The organism is Roseateles depolymerans (genome assembly GCF_003387155.1).
In the GTDB taxonomy this organism is placed as follows: Bacteria; Pseudomonadota; Gammaproteobacteria; order Burkholderiales; family Burkholderiaceae_C; genus Roseateles; species Roseateles depolymerans.
On the sequence record NZ_QUMT01000006.1, the window covers coordinates 69,857 to 87,651 of the forward strand.

Below are 17,795 nucleotides of genomic sequence, written 5' to 3' on the forward strand. Positions count from 1 at the left end.
GCCGCTTTTGTGCCGGTCCGCCATCAGCGGGCCTGCTATTTCGGGGCCTGTCCCCACGCATCCAGACATCATGGACATCGAACACATCAATGCGATCGGCAACACCCTGACCGATTTGCAAGCGCGTACCGACGCGCTAAGGGGGTATCTTTGACTACGACCGCAAAGCGCTGCGGTTGAATGAAGTCAATGCCGCGTTGGAGAACCCCAACGTCTGGAACGAGCCCAAGCGCGCCCAGGAACTGGGCAAGGAAAAGCGCACCCTGGAGCAGGTGGTCGAAACCATCAACCACCTGACGACCAATCTCGCGGACAACCTCGAACTCTTCGAGATGTCCAAGGAAGAGAACGACATCACCGGCCTGGAAACCATCCAGGCCGACGCTGCCCGTCTGGCCGAGAGCGTGGAGGAACTGGAGTTCCGCCGCATGTTCAACAACCCGGCCGACCCCAGCAACTGCTTCATCGACATCCAGGCCGGCGCCGGCGGCACCGAAGCCTGCGACTGGGCCGGCATGCTGCTGCGCCAGTACCTGAAGTACTGCGAACGCAAGGGCTTCAAGGCGGAAGTGGAAGAAGAAACGCCCGACGAAGTCGCCGGCATCAAGAGCGCCACCATCAAGGTGGAAGGCGAATATGCCTTTGGCCTGCTGCGCACCGAGTCCGGCGTGCACCGCCTGGTGCGCAAGAGCCCCTTCGACTCCTCCGGCGGCCGTCACACCAGCTTCGCCTCGCTGTTCGTCTACCCGGAAATCGATGACTCGATCGAAATCGACATCAACCCGGCCGACGTGCGGGTGGACACCTACCGCGCCAGCGGCGCCGGTGGCCAGCACATCAACAAGACCGACTCGGCGGTGCGCCTGACCCACCTGCCCACCGGCATCGTGGTGCAGTGCCAGGACAGCCGCAGCCAGCACAGCAACCGCGACGTCGCCTGGCGCCGTCTGCGCTCGCGCCTGTACGACCATGAGATGAAGAAGCGCATGGCCGAGCAGCAGAAGCTGGAAGACAGCAAGACCGATGTGGGCTGGGGTCACCAGATCCGCAGCTACGTGCTGGACCAGAGCCGCATCAAGGACCTGCGCACCAACGTCGAAATCTCCAACACCCAGAAGGTGCTGGACGGCGACCTGGATGCGTTCATCACCGCTTCGCTCAAGCAGGGCGTCTAAGCCCTCCAGTGACTCTGCAGGGTGCCTTGCGCACCCGCTTTAAATGAAGGATGCCCGCCATGCGTGAAGGCACTGTCACCCTGATCCGCCGCGAAGACTACGTGGCCCCCATCTTCTGGATCCGCACTGTCGACCTGACCTTCGACCTGGACCCGGCCAAGACGCTGGTGACCAGCAAGATGCAACTGGAGCGCAACGCCGCCGTGCCGCACGGCCCGCTGCGCCTGCACGGCGAGGAGCTCAACCTCCTGCGCGTGCTGATCAACGGCGAAAGCGTGTCCTTCCGCCAGGAAGGGCATGAGCTGATCATCGACAACGTGCCGGATGCGGACTTCGTGCTCGAGATCCGCAACACCTGCTGCCCGGACAAGAACACCGCGCTGTCGGGTCTGTACACCTCCGGCGGCGGCTTCTTCACCCAGTGCGAGGCCGAAGGCTTCCGCCGCATCACCTACTTCCTGGACCGTCCGGACGTGATGGCGGTCTACACGGTGACCCTGCGGGCGGACAAGTCGCGCTTCCCGGTGCTGCTGTCCAACGGCAACCTGCTGGACACCGCCGACCTGGACAACGGTCGCCACATGGCCAAGTGGCATGACCCCTTCCCCAAGCCCAGCTACCTCTTCGCCCTGGTGGCCGGCGACCTGGTGGCTCGCGAGCAGCGCATCCGCACCCGCGCCGGCAAGGACCATCTGCTGCAGGTCTACGTGCGCCGCGGCGACCTGGAAAAGACCGAACATGCGATGAATTCGCTGATCGCGTCGGTGGTGTGGGACGAAGCCCGCTTCAACCTGCCCCTGGACCTGGAACGCTTCATGGTCGTCGGCGTGTCCGACTTCAACATGGGCGCGATGGAGAACAAGGGCCTGAACATCTTCAACACGTCGGCCCTGCTGGCGTCGCCGGCCACCGCCACCGATGCGGACTTCCAGCGCATCGAGTCCATCGTCGCGCATGAGTACTTCCACAACTGGACCGGCAACCGCGTCACCTGCCGCGACTGGTTCCAGCTGTCGCTCAAGGAAGGCCTGACGGTGTTCCGCGACCAGGAATTCAGCATGGACATGGCCGCCACGCCGAGCGCGCGCGCGGTCTGCCGCATCCAGGACGTGCGGGCCCTGCGCTCGATGCAGTTCCCCGAAGACGCCGGCGCCATGGCCCACCCGGTGCGCCCCGATGTCTACGCCGAGATCAACAACTTCTACACGCCCACCGTCTACGAAAAGGGCTCGGAAGTGGTGCGCATGTACCAGACGCTGGTCGGCCGTGAAGGCTTCGGCAAGGGCATGGCGCTGTACTTCGAGCGCCATGACGGCCAGGCCGTGACCTGCGACGACTTCGCCCAGGCGATCGCCGACGCCAACCCCGGCTCGGAACTCTCCAAGCGCCTGGACACCTTCAAGCGCTGGTATTCGCAGGCCGGCACGCCGCGCCTGCAGGCTCGTGGCCAGTACGACGCCGCGGCCCGCACCTACACCCTGTCGCTGCAACAGGTGAACCCGCCCAGCCCCGGCCAGCCGGACAAGCTGCCGCAGGTCATCCCGGTGGCCCTGGGGCTGCTGAGCCGCGACGGCGCCGCCCTGCCGCTGCAGCTCGACGGCGAAGCCCAGGCCGCCGGCACCGACCGCGTGCTGGTGCTGGACAGCGCCGAGCAGTCGTTTGTGTTCGTCAATGTGGACAGCGCCCCGGTGCCGTCGCTGCTGCGCGGCTTCTCCGCCCCGGTGGTGCTGGACGACGGCCTGGGGGACGAAGAACTGCTGGTGCTGCTCAAGCACGACAGCGATGCCTTCAACCGCTGGGAAGCCAGCCAGCGCCTGGCCCTGTCGCGTCTGCTGACAAGCGTGCGCAACGGCCAGCCGCTGCGCCTGGACGACGCCTATCTGGACGCGATGCGTGCGGTGCTGCGTCACCCGGACCTGGACCCGGCCTTCAAGGCGCTGGCGCTGCAACTGCCCGACGAGGCCTACATTGCCGAACAGCTGACGGTGGTGGACCCGCAAGCCATCCACGCCGCCGTGACGCAGGCGCAGGAACAACTGGCCGCGGCCCTGCAGGCGGACTGGGCCTGGGCCTTCGAGACCCATCAGGTCAGCGGCGGTTATCAGCCGGACCCGGTGCAAAGCGGCAAGCGCGCACTGACCAACCTGGCCCTGTCCATGCTGGTGCTGCATGCCACCCGCAGCGGTGATGGCGTCTGGCCGGGCCGCGCCTACCAGCGCTTCAAGGACGCGACCAACATGACCGACCGCATGGGCGCCCTGTCGGCCCTGGTCCAGGCCCATGCGGCCCTGGCCGAGCCGGCGCTGGAGCGCTTCCATGCCCAGTTCAAGGGCGAGGCCCTGGTCATCGACAAGTGGTTCGCCCTGCAAGGCCGTGCCACCGAGCTCGACGGCAAGACCTTCGCACGGGTCAAGCAACTGGCCAAGCATTCGGACTTCACCCTGAAGAATCCGAACCGGGCCCGCAGCCTGATCTTCTCGCTGTGCATGTTCAACCCGGCCGCCTTCCACCGCACCGATGCGGCGGGTTATGTGTTCTGGGCGGAGCAGGTGCTGGCGCTGGATGCCATCAATCCGCAGGTGGCCGGTCGCCTGGCCCGCGTGATGGACCGCTGGACCACGCTGGCCACGCCCTATCGCAGCGCCGCCCGCGAGGCGATTGCGCGTGTGGCCGCCAAGGCCGAGCTGTCCAACGATGTGCGCGAGATCATCGACCGTCAGCTGGCCATGGACACGCCCGCGGCTGCGCCTGCCGCTGCGCCTGCTGCAGCCGTCGCTGTGACCGCTGTGGCGGCTGCTCCGGCTGTGGCCGCTCCGGTGGAGCCCGCTGCTGTCGAGGCGCCCACGCAGCCCGCCCCGGACCTGCCGCCGGCCGCCGTCATCGACGTGACCGCCAGCGACCCGTCGGCCGTCCAAGGCTGAGGACGACCGCCGGCCGCCCTGCCCCGCCGTGGCCTCACGCGCGCGGCAGGGCCTCCCCCGATTTGCAACCATCCGGAGAAGTTCATGAGTAGTTCTCGCGTCAGCCTGACCCAGTACCTGGTGGAGCAGCAGCGCCTGCACGGACATATCCCGTCGCAGCTGCGGCTCCTGATCGAGGTGGTGGCCCGCGCCTGCAAGCGCATTGCCATCAGCGTGAACAAGGGCGCACTGGGGGACGTGCTGGGCACGGCCGGCTCGGAAAACGTCCAGGGCGAAGTGCAGAAGAAGCTGGACATCATCGCCAACGAGGTGCTGATCGAGGCCAATGAATGGGGCGGCCATCTGGCGGCCATGGCGTCCGAGGAAATGGAAGGCATCTATGTGGTGCCCAACCGTTTCCCCCAGGGCGAATACCTGCTGATGTTCGACCCGCTCGACGGCTCCAGCAACATCGACGTGAACGTCTCCATCGGCACCATCTTCTCGGTGCTGAAGAAGCCCGAGGGCAGCCAGGGCGTGAGCGAGGACGACTTCCACCAGCCCGGCACCGCGCAGGTGGCGGCCGGTTATTGCGTCTACGGACCGCAGACCACGCTGGTGCTGACGGTGGGGGACGGTGTGGCCATGTTCACGCTGGACCGCGAACAGGGCTCCTGGGTGCTGACTGCCGACGATGTGCGGGTGCCGGAAGACACCAAGGAATTCGCCATCAACATGTCCAACATGCGGCATTGGGACGAGCCGGTGAAGCGCTACATCGACGAATGCCTGGCCGGTGAGGAAGGTCCGCGCGGCAAGAATTTCAACATGCGCTGGATCGCCTCGATGGTGGCGGACGTGCATCGCATCCTGACCCGCGGCGGCATCTTCATGTACCCGTGGGACAAGCGTGAGCCCAACAAGGCGGGCAAGCTGCGGCTGATGTATGAGGCCAATCCGATGGCCTTCCTGATCGAGCAGGCCGGTGGTGCTGCCACCAACGGCCGCGAACGCATCATGGGCCTGACCCCGACCAAGCTGCATGAGCGCGTGGCGGTGGTGCTGGGGTCCAAGAATGAGGTGGAACGCGTGACGCGTTATCACCTCGAAGCCAAGTCCTGACGATTCGCACTCAGGCAATGGCAAAAAGGCGACCGTGACCCGGTCGCCTTTTTTTCATTTGCGCCTGACTTCCGTCCGACTTCCGCCCGATTCGGTGGAATGAAGCACGGGATGGCCCTTCTCCATGAGGATGCCATTCGCCGCACGCCTCCCCCATAATGGCCCCATTGCGCCGGAATTTCCGCGCGCAGAACAGACACCAAAGCAGAGGGTGGAGGAGCACGCAATGAAGTGTCCCCCTGTTTTCGCCAATGAGCAGGAGAGGCTCCAGGCTTTGTCTGAATACGGACTCAGCAATGATCGTCCGTTGCCCAGCCTGGATCAGGTGGTGCAGTTGGCCACCCATGTATTTGGCATGCCCATGGCGGCGGTCAACATTGTGGGCAGTGAACACGTGTTCTTTGCAGCCAGTGCGGGGCTGCAGGGCCCTGGCCTGGATCTCAGCCGCAATGCGTCCTTCTGCGCCCACGCCATGGCCCAGGACCAGGTGATGGTGGTGGAAGACGCCACGCAGGACGATCGCTTCCACGACAACCCGCTGGTGACCGGTCCGGCCCATCTGCGCTTTTACGCCGGGGTGCCACTGCGTTCACCGGAAGGACATCCGCTGGGCGCCCTGTGCGTGCTGGACAGCCGCGCTCATCACGATTTCACCGACGAGGACCGCGGCCGCCTGCGCGACCTGGCACAGATGGCGGCGGACCGGCTGGAACTGCGGCGTGTGGAGCTGTCCACCGAACAGGCTCGGCGACCCTTTGATGAATTCGCCATGCATTCACCAACCGCCGTGGTGCGATTGGATGAATCGGGACATATCGTGACCTGGAATCAGGCGGCGGCATCGCTGTTCGGTTATGAACTGTCGGACGGTGCACGGCTGCAAATGGACCTGCTGGTGCCGCAGCAGGATCGACTCGCGATTCAGGCCTTGATTGCACAGACGGTGCGGCAGGGCTCGACCGAAGGCGTGTTCATGCCAACGAACCTGCGGGGACGGCGGCGTGACGGCTCGGAGTTCCTGCTCGGCCTGTCGGTGTTCTGCTGGCGGGACAAAGGGCACTGGACACTCAACGCGCATTTGCAGGACCTGACGGAACATCACCGGCAGAGCGAGGAGCGGCACCGACTGGCCGAGACCGATGCACTGACCGGATTGGCCAACCGCGCGCATCTCTATCGCTGTCTTGAACAGATCCTGTCTCAAGGCCGTGCGGCAGCGGTGCTCATGCTGGACATCGACGGTTTCAAAGACGTCAATGACACCCTGGGCCCGGCACTGGGCGACGCAGTGCTTCGCGATATCGGGCGGCGCCTGCTGCAGTGTTCACCGCCGGGCGCCACCGTGGCGCGGCTGGGCGGCGACGAGTTCGCGATCCTGATGCCGGACGAAGGACAGTTGGCCCCGGCATGGGCCTTGGCGCAAACGGCCTTGGCGCGCATCCGCGCCCCGCTCTCTGTCGAGGGGCAGGCGGTGCGTGTGGATGCCAGCTGCGGCGTGGCGCTGGCACCGCTGCATGCGATGGAGGCGGTGGAGCTGATCTGCGATGCCGACCTGGCGCTGTTTCGCGCCAAGGTGCTGGGCCGTGGACAGGCGTTTGCGTATGTGCCGGCGCTGCGCACCGAAGCGGCAGCCCGGCGGCTCTACAGCATCGAACTGCACCGCGCGGTGAGCGACGGGGAGTTCGTGCTGTTCTACCAGCCGCAGATCCGGCTGAGTGACGGCCAACTCACCGGCGCGGAGGCCCTGATCCGCTGGCAGCATCCCCAGCGCGGGCTGTTGTCTCCGGCCGCCTTCCTGCCCGCGCTGGAGACCGGACCGCTGGCCGCTGTGGTGGGTTTCTGGGTGCTGGATGAAGCCTGCGCGCAGGCGGCTCGGTGGCGCAGCCAGGGTGCGAATGAGTTCCGCATCGGCGTGAATCTCTTTGCCGCGCAGTTCCATGTGGATGACCTGGTCGCGCAGGTGACGTCGGCACTGGCCCGGCATGGCCTGCCGGCGCATGCGCTGGAGCTGGAGATCACCGAGAACATTGCGCTGGATCAGGATGGTCGGGTGCTCAGCAGCCTGGAGCGGCTGAGGGCACTGGGGGTGGGAATTGCCTTTGATGATTTCGGTACGGGGTATGCGTCGCTGAGTCTGCTCAAGAGCTATCCGCTCAGCCGGCTCAAGATCGACCGATCGTTTGTGCAGAGCATGACGGAATCCGCCCGGGACGATTCGGTGGTGCGCGCCTTGCTGGACATCGCGCGCAGCTTTGGATTGCAGACGATTGCCGAGGGCATCGAAGGCGCGGACCAGCATGCGCGGCTGCAGCAGTTCGGCTGTGAGGAAGGACAGGGCTACCTGTTCGGACGGCCGGTGTCGGCGGCGGAATTCGAGGAACGGTTTGGGCTTGCGGGCTTGATGGCGGTCGCCATGAAGTGAGCGGCTCGACACGCCGGCACTGCCGTCACTCGTTCGGATAGGCCAACCGCGCGGCAAAAGAAAAGCCGCGTCAATTGCTTGAGGCGGCTTTGATCGAGCACCTTGGAGCGTCTTAAAAGATCGGCTCCTGGCTCGGTGCAGTCTTGAAGCGGTTCAGGACTGCACACTTGAATAGTGGTGCCGGTGAAGAGAGTCGAACTCCCGACCTTCGCATTACGAATGCGCTGCTCTACCAACTGAGCTACACCGGCCTTTCCTTTGGCAGCGCTGCCCTGCATCAACTGCAAGGCTGCATCCCTCAGGAAGACCGCGACTATAGCAGACTCGGCCCAGCGAATTCAAGCGCGTGGGAGCCATGATGTGGAACGCCGCAACAACGGGTTCTTATATCCTCGGTGGGAGCCTGACGGGGAACGCATTACCTGCGTCCTCCCCTCTGATGACCTCCCCCACGACGCCACGCCCATGACCGAGCCGAACGATCCCTCCATCGAGAACCCATCGGACCATTCCGACCACCCGGACGCCATGGACGACCTGGACGACCCCGAAGTGGAAGCCCGCTGGCTCCACGAGCGCCGTGAAGAGATCCTGGCCTACCTGCACGGGGAAGGCCTGCAGGATGCGAGGGTGGGCGAGGAACCGGCCTGGTGGGTGGCGCCGTATGTAGCGATCTGGGGCGTGGTGTCGAGCCAGGACCCGGACACGGTCACCCGCTGGGCCATCTGCGGCGACGTGCCCGGCGATCACGTCAGCGTGGACCGCGCTGCGGACCCGCGCGAAGCCATGCGCGCGTTTGCCACTTTGTGGGCGGAGGCGGCCACGTACATGGCCCGCGGGGAGCGTCATCCCACGTTCATGATCGGCGATGGCAGCCAGCATGCGGAGCTTGCACCGATGCTGGCCTCCCGCGCCGAGCTGCTGCAGGAGTGGGCGGACGATTCGGAACTCTGGGACTGAGCGCTCCACGGCGACATACCGAGACCCAGGCCGAGGCCGAGACCGACACTGCGCCCGAGCCCGAGCATCCGCCGCCCTCAGGCCTGCCAGGCCGGATAGTCGCTGTACCCCTGCACCCCGCCGCCAAACAGCGTGGATCCGTCCATCTCGGCCAGCGGCAACCCTTCGGCCAGGCGTCGCGGCAGGTCCGGGTTCGCCACGAACGGCCGCCCGAAGGCCACCAGATCGGCATAGCCTTGTTCCAGCACCCACCGCGCCTTGTCCAGGTCATACCGACCCGCCACGATGATGGGGCCGTGAAAGCGCTCACGAACCTCCTGCCGGAAGGTTTCGGTGAAGACGGGCGCGTCATCCCAGTCCGCTTCCACCAGATGCAGATACCCCAGCCCCCGCGCCTGGAGGAACTCGGCCGCCTCCAGGATCGTGGGCAGGATGTCCGGGCAGTTCATGCCGCGCGCGGTCAGGAAGGGTGCCAGCCGCAGGCCAGCTCGATCGGCCCCGACTTCGTCCATCACCGCCTCCATCACCTCCTGCAGGAAACGCAGCCGGTTTTCGCGGGAGCCACCGTACTCGTCGGTGCGCGCATTGGATGTCGTGCGCAGGAACTGGTCGATCAGATAACCGTTGGCGCCGTGCACCTCCACGCCGTCAAAGCCGGCCTGCATGGCCCGGCGGGCGGCCAGGCGGAAGTCCTGCACGATGGCGTGGATCTCGCTGCGGGTCAGCGCGCGGGGCGTGGGGCAGGCATGCATGCCGCCCTGCCCGGTCACCGGATCCACCTTCCAGATGCTGCCCTCGAACGGCAAGGCGGACGGAGCCACCGGCAGCGCGCCGTCGTGGAAATCCGGATGCGACATCCGCCCCACATGCCACAGCTGCAGGACGATGCGCCCGCCCGCTGCATGGACCGCGTCCGTCACCAGCCGCCAGCCTTCGATCTGCGCATCGCTGTGGATGCCCGGCGTGAAGGAGTAGCCCTTGCCTTGGGGCGAGATCTGGGTGGCCTCGGTGACGATCAGCGCCGCACTGGCCCGCTGCGCGTAGTAGCGCGCGTTCATGGCATTGGGGATGTCGCCGGGCTGGGTGCTGCGGGCGCGGGTCATCGGCGCCATCACCACGCGGTGCGGCAGGTCGAGAGGACCCGCGCGGGTCGGGGTGAACAGGGGATGGGAAACGGTCATGGCTATAGCGGGAAGCAATGGAAGAAGAGGCAGGTCAGGCGGCCGTTATCGCGTCACTGGATCAGCGCCCCGCCGTCCAGGTCGATGACCGCGCCGGTCATGAAGGGGTTGTCGATGGCGAGCAGATAGCCCTGCGCCACCTCTTCAGGCCGCCCGGTGCGGCCGGCGGGAAGGCTGCGCGCGGCGCGGTCCAGCATGGCGCTCCGTGCTTCCGGGGTGAGCGCCGCGTAGGCTTCGGTGTCGGTCAGGCCCGGGCTCACCACGTTCACGCGCAGGGGCGACAGCTCGCGCGCCAGCACTTTGGCCACGGCCTCCAGGCCGGCATTCATGGCGGTCTTCACCAGGGTGCCGGGCACCGCGCGACGGGACAGGAAGCCCGATGTGAGCGTCAGGCTGCCACCGGTTCGCAGGCGCCGCGCTGCGGCCTGCGCGACCCGCAGGCTCCCCCAGAACTTCACCTCGAAAGCGGCTTGGGCAGCCTCCAGCGACAGATCCGTCAACGGGCCGGCAGGTGCCTGCGAGCCGGCGGTGACCACCACGTGATCCACAGGCCCCAGCGACTCGAAGAAGCGCTCCACGGCGGGCGCATCGCTCAGGTCCAGCCCGCTGCGGCGGCCCGCCTCGATCACACGCCCTGGACGCTGACGCAGCGCGTCCACCACCGCCCGGCCAATGCCGGTATGGCCGCCCACCACCACTGAGACCGTCTGGTCGGAAAAGCTCATGACTCAACTCCTGGAATGAAGCGCGCCGCCCGGAAGGGTCGAGCGCGGAGAACGCTGGGAGCGACTCTAGATATTCCGACCTGGGTTGATAATGGGTTGGCCAGTTAAATGATATTTCGGCGCATCCGAACAATAAGCCCATGCTCGACGGCCTCAAGCTCTTCCTGACCATCCTCGAAAAGGGCGGCCTGTCTGCGGCCGGGCGGGAGCTGGGCCTGTCCCCGGCCTCGGTGAGCGAGCGTCTGGCAGCGCTGGAAGCGCACTACGGCGTGACGCTGCTGACGCGCACCACCCGCTCGCTGCGCCTCACCGAGGAGGGTCGGGTGCTGGCCGAGGGCGCCCGGCGCCTGCTGGCGGAATCGGAAGAGCTGGAGAGCCGCATTCGGCTGGGGGTGGACAAGCTGTCCGGGCCGGTGAGGCTCAGCGCCCCGGTGGACCTGGGGCACCAGCGCCTCGTGCCCGTACTGGACCGCTTTCTGGCCGAGCACCCGGAGGTGTCGGTCGATCTGGACCTGACCGACGGCGTGGTCGATCTGGTCAGCCAGGGCATGGACTTCGCGGTCCGGTACGGCGCTCTGCCGGACAGCGGCCTGAAATCCCGTCCGCTGGGCCACAACCGACGGGTGGTCTGCGCATCACCCGCTTATCTCCAGGCGCATGGCACGCCGCAGCATCCGGACGACCTGATCCACCACGATTGCATCGTGATGCGCTTTGGCGTGCACAGCGACCGGGCCTGGACCTTCCACCTCAACGGCCAGCCGCACACGGTGACGGTCAAAGGCCGCCGGGTGGCCAATCAGGGTCAGTTGGTGCGGCAGTGGTGCCTGTCGGGCCACGGCCTGTGCCGCAAGTCGGTCTGGGACGTGCAGGCGGACCTGGACAGCGGGCGGCTGGTGGAGGTGTTGCCGGAATTCGCCAGCGAGCATTCGGCAGTGCAGATCGTCTATGCGGCCACGCGGGTGCAGCCGCGGCGGGTGCGCGCGCTGATGGACCGCATTGCGGAGGCCTTTGCGCCGGGGACGACGGGCCCGACACAGGCCTGAAGCGCGTCGCAGCACCGGGGGCAAGGCCCGCCCGACGCCGCCCGGCCCCTCATTCTTCGCGATCGAGGTTGGCCTTGACCTTGCCCAGCAGCGCCAGCAATTGCTGCTGCTCTTCGGCGGACATCCCCTGCACCGCATTCACCGACAGATGCCGCGACGCACGACGCAGCGCCTGCTGAACCGCCCGGCCCTGCTCGCTCAGTTGCAGACGCACCTGACGGCGGTCCTGCTCGTCCGCTTCGGCCGTGAGCAGGCCGCGCTCACGCAGGCCCTTGATCAGCCGCGCCAACTGCGCCTTGTCACGTCCGCTGTGCTGGGCCAGGTCGCTCTGGGTCGCGCCCGGGTGACGATGGAAGAAGCCCAGCACCTTGCCGTCCATGTGCGTGATGTCGTGCGGGCCGTCCTTCAACACGCGGTACTGCCGGGCGCGGTATTGATGCATCACCGTGTGGATGAGCTCCAGCACATCGTCGTCCGAGCGCCGGGATCGATCGGCAGCCGACGCGCCCCGGCCCATGCCCCTGCCGTCAGTGGTGTTGGTTGACATTGTCAATTGAATTCGGAATGATGGATGACATTGTCAACGATAGATCCCATCCCCGCAATGACTGCTTCCCTGCCCCATTCCAAAGCCGACGAGGCGGACAGCCCGAGCCGCGTGCGCCGCGTCCGCCATGAGATCAAGAAGCGTGAGCTGAGCGTTGTCGCGGCGGAATCGATCACGCCAAACATGCGCCGCATCACCCTGGCGGGCGACTCGCTAGAGGACTTCATCAGCGCGTCCTTCGATGACCACATCAAGCTGTTCTTCCCCGGAGAGGGCGAAGCGCCCGCGATGCGGGACTACACCCCACGCGCCTTCAGCAATGCCGAGCGCCGACTGGTGATCGAATTCGCCCAGCACGGGGACGGCCCCGCCGCATCGTGGTCCGCCGCTGCGCAGCCAGGCGACACGCTCACCATCGGCGGACCGCGCGGCTCGTTCATCATCCCGACCGACTACGACTGGCATCTGCTGGCCGGTGATGAGACGGCGCTGCCGGCCATCGCCCGCCGTCTGGAAGAGTTGCCGGCGGGCACACGCGCCATCGTGCTGCTGCAGGTGGCGCCGGCGGATCGCCGGCCGCTCGCATCGCAAGCCGATGTGATGCTGCACTGGGTGGACAGCGATGCCGCGCTGCTGGACGCCGCTCGCGCCCTCACGCTGCCCGCCGGCGAAGGGTATGCCTGGTGCGCGGGCGAAGCGCAGACCATGGCGGCAATGCGCCAGATCCTGGTGGAGGAAAAAGGCCATGACCGCCATGCCATCCGCGCGGCGGCTTACTGGAAGCGCGGGACTGCGCATCATCACGAGAATCTGGGCTAAGGCTGAGGCCTTCCGCCCATGGCACACTGCGCGGCGCGAGCAGCCGCCAGCCTCCTCCAGGCCGGCGGCCCTGCGCAAGCCCGTGTTGTTGAGGAGTCGTGATTGCACCCGGAACGCCCGAAGTCCCCGTTGATGCCGCCCGCATCGTCCGCCACCGCTCCCGCCCGCGCCCCCGCTCCGTCCCCCTCCGCCACACCGCGCAACCGTCCGTCGTCCTGGCTGGCGGACGTGGCCCAGGGCGAGACCTGGCGTCAGGTCTGGCGTCTGCTGTGTGTGATCACCGTGGTGGGCGTCAGCTGGCTGGCTTTCACGCCCAATCCGCCTCCAGCGGCCGACCTGGGCTGGGACAAGGCCAATCACTTCACCGCCTTCGGCACGCTCGCCTTCCTGGGCATGCAGTGCCTGCGACCCCGCGCGGGTCGCGCGTGGTGGGTGCTGGCCGCCATGCTGGCGTTCGGCGTGCTGATCGAGCTGGTGCAGTCGCAGATCCCCGGTCGCGATGCCGACGCACAGGACGTACTGGCCGACATGATGGGCGCTGTGATGGGCCTGGCCGTTCATGCCGTCGCGATGTGGGGCGTGCGGCGGTTCACGCGCTGAGGGTAGCCACGATCCTGCTGACTAGCCGACGACCCGCTTCGCCGCCCAGCAGCTTTGCTGCTTTGCCCCCGCTTGCCGCTGGCGGATTCAGCCTTCGCTGGCCCAGCTCTCGCTCAAATCCCGCCGCGCCATGGCAATGGCCACCGCCTGAGCCCGGTTGCTCGCGCCCAGCTTGCGCAGAATCTTGCGCACATGGTTCTTCACGGTGAACATGCTGATGCCCAGCTGCACCGCGATGCCCTCGTTGCTCAAGCCCGCACGCAGACCTTCCACGATCTGTTGCTCCCGCGGCGTCACCAGCGCGCCGGCACGGGCTGCTACTGCCTGCGGCTTGGGCGCCACGCGCGACCGGCGCCAGACCGCCTGCAGCGCGGGCGTCATCAGCTCGAATTGCTGGACCTGTTCTTCGGTCCAGCCCTCCCCGGCCAACAGGAACAGCCCGTCCGGCCGCTCGCCATCGGCGCCCACGCCATGCACCAGCACGCTGCGCAGGCCGGCCTCCAGCAGCGGCGCGAACAGCGCGGATTCATCGGTGGCCACCCTCAGTGGACGGCGTCCCGGCGCCCAGCGGCGCATCAGGTGCAGCCACAGGCCGTGCTCCGGCGCCTCCAGTTGCGCCTGCAGCGTCTGCGGCACCGCCTTGAGGTTGAACATCTGCGCCGCCAGACGACCACCCGGTGGCACGGCGCCCAGACACACCAGCACCTGATGCGGCACCAGCGGCTGCAAGCGACTCTGGCTCCACACGAAGAACTGCGCCGGCGTGGTGGGCTGCCGTGCACTCCAGAGCGCCTCCAGCACCCGCTCGACCACCAGCCGGTCCTGCAGCCAGTCCGGCGGAACGGTGTCGCCGCGGTCCATCCAGGCGCGGTCGTGAGGGCTTTCGGAAGACAGTGGAATCAGCGACATGGGTCCATGCGTGAGCCGTGACGCAGGCAGACTGCCCGCCTTGCATGACGCGGCGATGAAGCTGCCAGCGCCTGTCCCCTGCTTCTCTGTCCCGAGTGTCCCAGCGCGCGGGAACCGGACTTGCCCATCCTGACATCCGTTGGCAGTTTGAGAAGGTCATGCGCCCAATGGGAGTGGCACCTGGCGGGCGCAATCAGGCCAAATCAGATACCGTAGAGAAGCGGCTCGCCCCCTCGGGCCGCAGGAGTCGCTTGATGTCGGATTTCCACAGGCCGCTGCCGCAGCGGCATGAACTTGCGCGTCGTTTTGACGCTGTGCGCGCGCACACCCTGGCCCTGGTGGAAACCTTGTCGCCCGAGGACCAATCGGCCCAGTCGATGCCCGATGCGAGCCCCGCCAAATGGCATCAGGCCCACACCACCTGGTTCTTTGAAGCGCTGCTGCTGCGCCCGCACCTGAGCGGCTACCAGCCGCTGGATGAGCGCTACCACTACCTCTTCAACTCGTATTACGAAGGCCTGGGGCCGCGGCACCCACGTCCGCAGCGCGGGCTGCTGACACGCCCGTCGTTGGCGCAGGTGCGTCGGTACAGGGAGCATGTGGAGGCGCATCTGCATCAGCTCATCGAGCAGTGCAGCGATGCGTTGTGGCCGCAGGTGTCGGACACGCTGGAGCTGGGGCTGCAGCATGAGCAGCAGCATCAGGAGCTGATCCTCACCGACGCGCTGCACCTGCTCTCCTGCCACCCCTGGCGGCCTGCGCTGCTGATGCATCCGCCGATGGAGCGCCGCGTCACGCCGATGGGCTGGTGCAGTCATCCGGGCGGCCTGGTGGAGATCGGGCATGCAGGCGGCGGCTTCGCCTTCGACAATGAAGGCCCCCGGCACCGCGTCTGGCTGGAGCCCTACGAGATTGCGGACCGCCTGGTGAGCTGCGGGGACTATCTGCGCTTCATCGAAGACGGCGGTTATCAGGAGCCGCGCTGGTGGCTGTCCGAAGGCTGGGCGACGGTGCAGGCGCAGCAGTGGAAGGCACCGGTCTATTGGCTGGAAGACGGTGACATCGGCGATAACAGCCCCAGCAGCGAGAGCAGCCGAAGCGTCGGCGACAGCGCCACCGCCACCGCCCTACGGGCCGACCACGGCACGAGCGGCCACGGCGCCCGCTGGTCGGTCTTCGGCCTGCAGGGGGTGCAACCCCTGGACCCGGCCGCCCCGGTGATGAACCTGAGCTTCTATGAAGCCGCCGCTTACGCCGAATGGGCCGGCGCCCGACTCCCCTCCGAAGCCGAGTGGGAAGCCGCCATCGGCCTGCCCGGCATGCAGCAGTTGTGGGACCAGGCCTGGCAGTGGACCCGCTCCGCCTACCACCCCTATCCCGGCTTCCGCCCGATCGAGGGCGTGGCCTCGGAATACAACGGCAAGTTCATGGTGGGCCAGTTGGTGCTGCGCGGCGGCAGCCTGGCCACACCACCGGGTCACACACGGCCCACCTACCGCAACTTCTTCCCCCCGGGCGCACGCTGGCAGTTCAGCGGGCTGCGTCTGGCCCGCGATGCCAGCCACCGCGGGTCGGACTCGCAGCGCCCTTCCCCCAGCCCGGAGACCTCCGCATGAGCAGTTTCGCCGACGACCTTCACGCCGCCCTGGCGGGACCGGACCATTCGATCTCCCCCAAGTACTTCTACGACGCCAAAGGCTCCGCGCTGTTTGAACAGATCTGCGAATTGCCGGAGTACTACCCCACCCGCACCGAGGTGGCGCTGCTGCAGCGTCATGCCGCCGAGCTGGCGCAGCGGATGGGGCCCCAGGCGCAGCTGATCGAATACGGCGCCGGCGCGCTGATGAAGGTCAGGCTGCTGCTGGCCCATCTGGATCGCTGTCACAGCTTCGTGCCGGTGGACATCTCCGGGCCCCATCTGCTGGAGGCCTGCAAGGCCCTGCAGCGGGACTTCCCGGCCTTGTCCATCACGCCGGTGGTGGCGGACTTCACCCGGGACCATGAGCTGCCGCCAGCCCCGGACGGCGGCCAGCGCATCGGGTTCTTTCCGGGGTCCAGCATCGGCAACTTCACGCCGGAGGAAGCGCTGAGCTTTCTGCGCATGCTGCGCGAGGAACTGGATGGCGGCGCCCTGCTGATCGGCGCCGACCTGATCAAGGAACCGGGGGTGCTGCATGCCGCCTACAACGATGCCGCCGGCATCACCGGGCGCTTCAATCTGAACCTGCTGCACCATGCGCAGCGGGAATTGGGGCTGGAGTTTGATCCGCGAGGGTTCGACCACTACGCGTTCTACGAGCCACGCCATCACCGCATCGAGATGCACCTGATGCCCCGAGGCGTCCAGGAGCTGCAACTGCAGGGGCGTCGCTACCGGCTGTCTCCGGGCGAGAGCCTGCACACGGAGAACTCACACAAGTACAGCGTGGAGGGCTTCCAGGCGATTGCCCGCGAGGCGGGCTTCGATCCGCAACACTGCTGGACCGATGACAAGAACTGGTTCAGCCTGCACTGGCTGAAGGCCTGATCGGCCGGGAGGCTGGATCAGTCGTTCAGACCGTAGCCGTAGACGTCGGCGAGCCGGCGCAGCAGCTGCGGCTCTTCGTTCTTGCGGAAGAAGTAAGGGAACAGCGAGCGGCAACGGCCGGTTTCATTGAGGGTGCCACCCAGCCGCTTGAGATGCTGCAGGCCGTCCTGCACCTTCAGGCTCATCAGCACCGCCGGAGCGCCAACGCCGCGGTGCAGCCGCTCATCCCCGTGGATCTTGAAGTCCAGCATGCGCTGGTAGAAGGCCTTGTGGCGGGGGTTCACCTCGATCACCAGATGGTTGGCATTCCAGTGATGGAAGGCATGCAGGTAAGCGAAGTGGAACAGGCTGGCCAGCACCAGCTTGGACGGCGCATCCGGCTCGGCCGCCAGCCGGGTGAATTCACACAGCTGCAGGCCCTGGCGGCGCATCCGCCCGAGTTCATCAGAAAAACTCTGGTCCGCACCCAGAACGCCAGCGTCCCGACGAATGCCGACGGTGGAGACCAGCCGGCCTTCAAAGTAAGCGCCGAAGGTGACGTCCGCCGGACGGGTGAGTTTGTACCCGCGAGATGCGTAACGGCGTTCCATCAGGTCCAGGCCTGCAGCGTCATCCATCAGCGCGCGGATTTCCAGGCGCCCAGCTTCCGTGTCCCGGAAAAGCAGATGGACGGAATCAGTGCGAGGGAACGCGATTTGCCGATTGAATGGCTGGAAGGCCTGCAAAGGGCTTGCAGGGGCTTCGAGCTCGATGCTCAAACCAGGCGCTTCATCGCTCATTCCCAACTCCAGACTCATCGGTTATGGAGCCAAAGTCTAGGCGCCGCCCCAGGTAATAGATCCGGCCGCTACGATAGTTAACA

Annotated in this window: 15 protein-coding genes and 1 tRNA gene; 10 read left to right on the top strand and 6 right to left on the bottom strand. The window is 66.7% G+C overall.

Features of this window, described 5'->3' with window-relative positions:
* Positions 1-70 precede the first annotated feature (70 nt).
* The 4 genes from prfB (at position 71) to DES44_RS22320 (ending at position 7,619) form a co-directional block, all read left to right on the top strand.
* Positions 71-1,175, top strand: a protein-coding gene (gene prfB / locus DES44_RS22305; RefSeq protein WP_116001871.1) for a peptide chain release factor 2 whose coding sequence is annotated in 2 segments (ribosomal slippage) — positions 71-151 and positions 153-1,175 — 1,104 coding nt in all. Because the reading frame shifts where the segments join, the coding sequence is not laid out codon by codon here.
* A gap of 59 nt (positions 1,176-1,234) precedes the next feature.
* A complete protein-coding gene (gene pepN, locus DES44_RS22310) occupies positions 1,235-4,096 on the top strand; it encodes an aminopeptidase N (protein ID WP_083526015.1) in 2,862 nt (953 codons plus the stop codon).
* A gap of 84 nt (positions 4,097-4,180) precedes the next feature.
* Complete coding sequence (locus DES44_RS22315) at positions 4,181-5,197, top strand: class 1 fructose-bisphosphatase (RefSeq protein ID WP_058934446.1); 1,017 nt, start codon at positions 4,181-4,183, stop codon at positions 5,195-5,197.
* Between the two features lie 226 nt (positions 5,198-5,423).
* Positions 5,424-7,619, top strand: a complete 2,196-nt coding sequence (locus DES44_RS22320) for a putative bifunctional diguanylate cyclase/phosphodiesterase (RefSeq protein WP_058934445.1) — start codon at positions 5,424-5,426, stop codon at positions 7,617-7,619.
* Positions 7,620-7,794: 175 nt separating this feature from the next.
* Here DES44_RS22320 and DES44_RS22325 read toward each other — a convergent pair.
* Positions 7,795-7,870: transfer RNA gene (locus DES44_RS22325), tRNA-Thr, on the bottom strand.
* Positions 7,871-8,084: 214 nt separating this feature from the next.
* Here DES44_RS22325 and DES44_RS22330 point away from each other — a divergent pair.
* Positions 8,085-8,579 (top strand): DUF4826 family protein, encoded by a 495-nt coding sequence (locus tag DES44_RS22330; RefSeq protein ID WP_058934444.1) that lies wholly within the window; start codon positions 8,085-8,087, stop codon positions 8,577-8,579.
* A gap of 77 nt (positions 8,580-8,656) precedes the next feature.
* On the opposite strand, the gene DES44_RS22335 is transcribed toward DES44_RS22330, so the two are convergent.
* Together DES44_RS22335 and DES44_RS22340 are read right to left on the bottom strand one after the other, a co-directional pair.
* Entirely contained in the window at positions 8,657-9,760 is a 1,104-nt protein-coding gene (locus DES44_RS22335) for an alkene reductase (RefSeq protein WP_058934443.1), read from the bottom strand.
* A gap of 53 nt (positions 9,761-9,813) precedes the next feature.
* Positions 9,814-10,485, bottom strand: a complete 672-nt coding sequence (locus DES44_RS22340; protein WP_058934442.1) for an SDR family oxidoreductase — start codon at positions 10,483-10,485, stop codon at positions 9,814-9,816.
* A gap of 140 nt (positions 10,486-10,625) precedes the next feature.
* Between DES44_RS22340 and DES44_RS22345 the strand changes: the two genes are divergently transcribed.
* Entirely contained in the window at positions 10,626-11,531 is a 906-nt protein-coding gene (locus DES44_RS22345; RefSeq protein ID WP_058934441.1) for a LysR family transcriptional regulator, read from the top strand.
* 49 nt (positions 11,532-11,580) lie between these two features.
* Here DES44_RS22345 and DES44_RS22350 read toward each other — a convergent pair whose 3' ends face one another.
* Positions 11,581-12,078: a MarR family winged helix-turn-helix transcriptional regulator gene (locus tag DES44_RS22350; RefSeq protein ID WP_232309963.1), complete on the bottom strand. Its 498-nt coding sequence runs from the start codon at positions 12,076-12,078 to the stop codon at positions 11,581-11,583.
* 57 nt (positions 12,079-12,135) lie between these two features.
* Here DES44_RS22350 and DES44_RS22355 point away from each other — a divergent pair, with 57 nt between their 5' ends.
* Entirely contained in the window at positions 12,136-12,897 is a 762-nt protein-coding gene (locus DES44_RS22355) for a siderophore-interacting protein (RefSeq protein WP_058934439.1), read from the top strand.
* A 102-nt stretch (positions 12,898-12,999) separates the two neighbouring features.
* Entirely contained in the window at positions 13,000-13,497 is a 498-nt protein-coding gene (locus DES44_RS22360; RefSeq protein ID WP_232309962.1) for a VanZ family protein, read from the top strand.
* A gap of 87 nt (positions 13,498-13,584) precedes the next feature.
* Here the strand turns inward: DES44_RS22360 and DES44_RS22365 are convergent, their stop codons facing one another.
* Complete coding sequence (locus DES44_RS22365; protein ID WP_058934438.1) at positions 13,585-14,406, bottom strand: helix-turn-helix transcriptional regulator; 822 nt, start codon at positions 14,404-14,406, stop codon at positions 13,585-13,587.
* A gap of 254 nt (positions 14,407-14,660) precedes the next feature.
* Here DES44_RS22365 and egtB point away from each other — a divergent pair, with 254 nt between their 5' ends.
* Positions 14,661-16,022: an ergothioneine biosynthesis protein EgtB gene (gene egtB, locus DES44_RS22375; RefSeq protein ID WP_058934437.1), complete on the top strand. Its 1,362-nt coding sequence runs from the start codon at positions 14,661-14,663 to the stop codon at positions 16,020-16,022.
* Positions 16,019-16,933 carry an L-histidine N(alpha)-methyltransferase gene (gene egtD, locus DES44_RS22380; protein ID WP_083525447.1) on the top strand — a complete coding sequence of 305 codons (915 nt, stop codon included), beginning with the start codon at positions 16,019-16,021 and terminating at the stop codon, positions 16,931-16,933. Before egtB ends, egtD begins: the two co-directional genes overlap by 4 nt.
* A gap of 17 nt (positions 16,934-16,950) precedes the next feature.
* On the opposite strand, the gene DES44_RS22385 is transcribed toward egtD, so the two are convergent.
* Positions 16,951-17,550, bottom strand: a complete 600-nt coding sequence (locus DES44_RS22385) for an N-acyl amino acid synthase FeeM domain-containing protein (protein ID WP_147307188.1) — start codon at positions 17,548-17,550, stop codon at positions 16,951-16,953.
* Between the last annotated feature and the right edge of the window lie 245 nt (positions 17,551-17,795).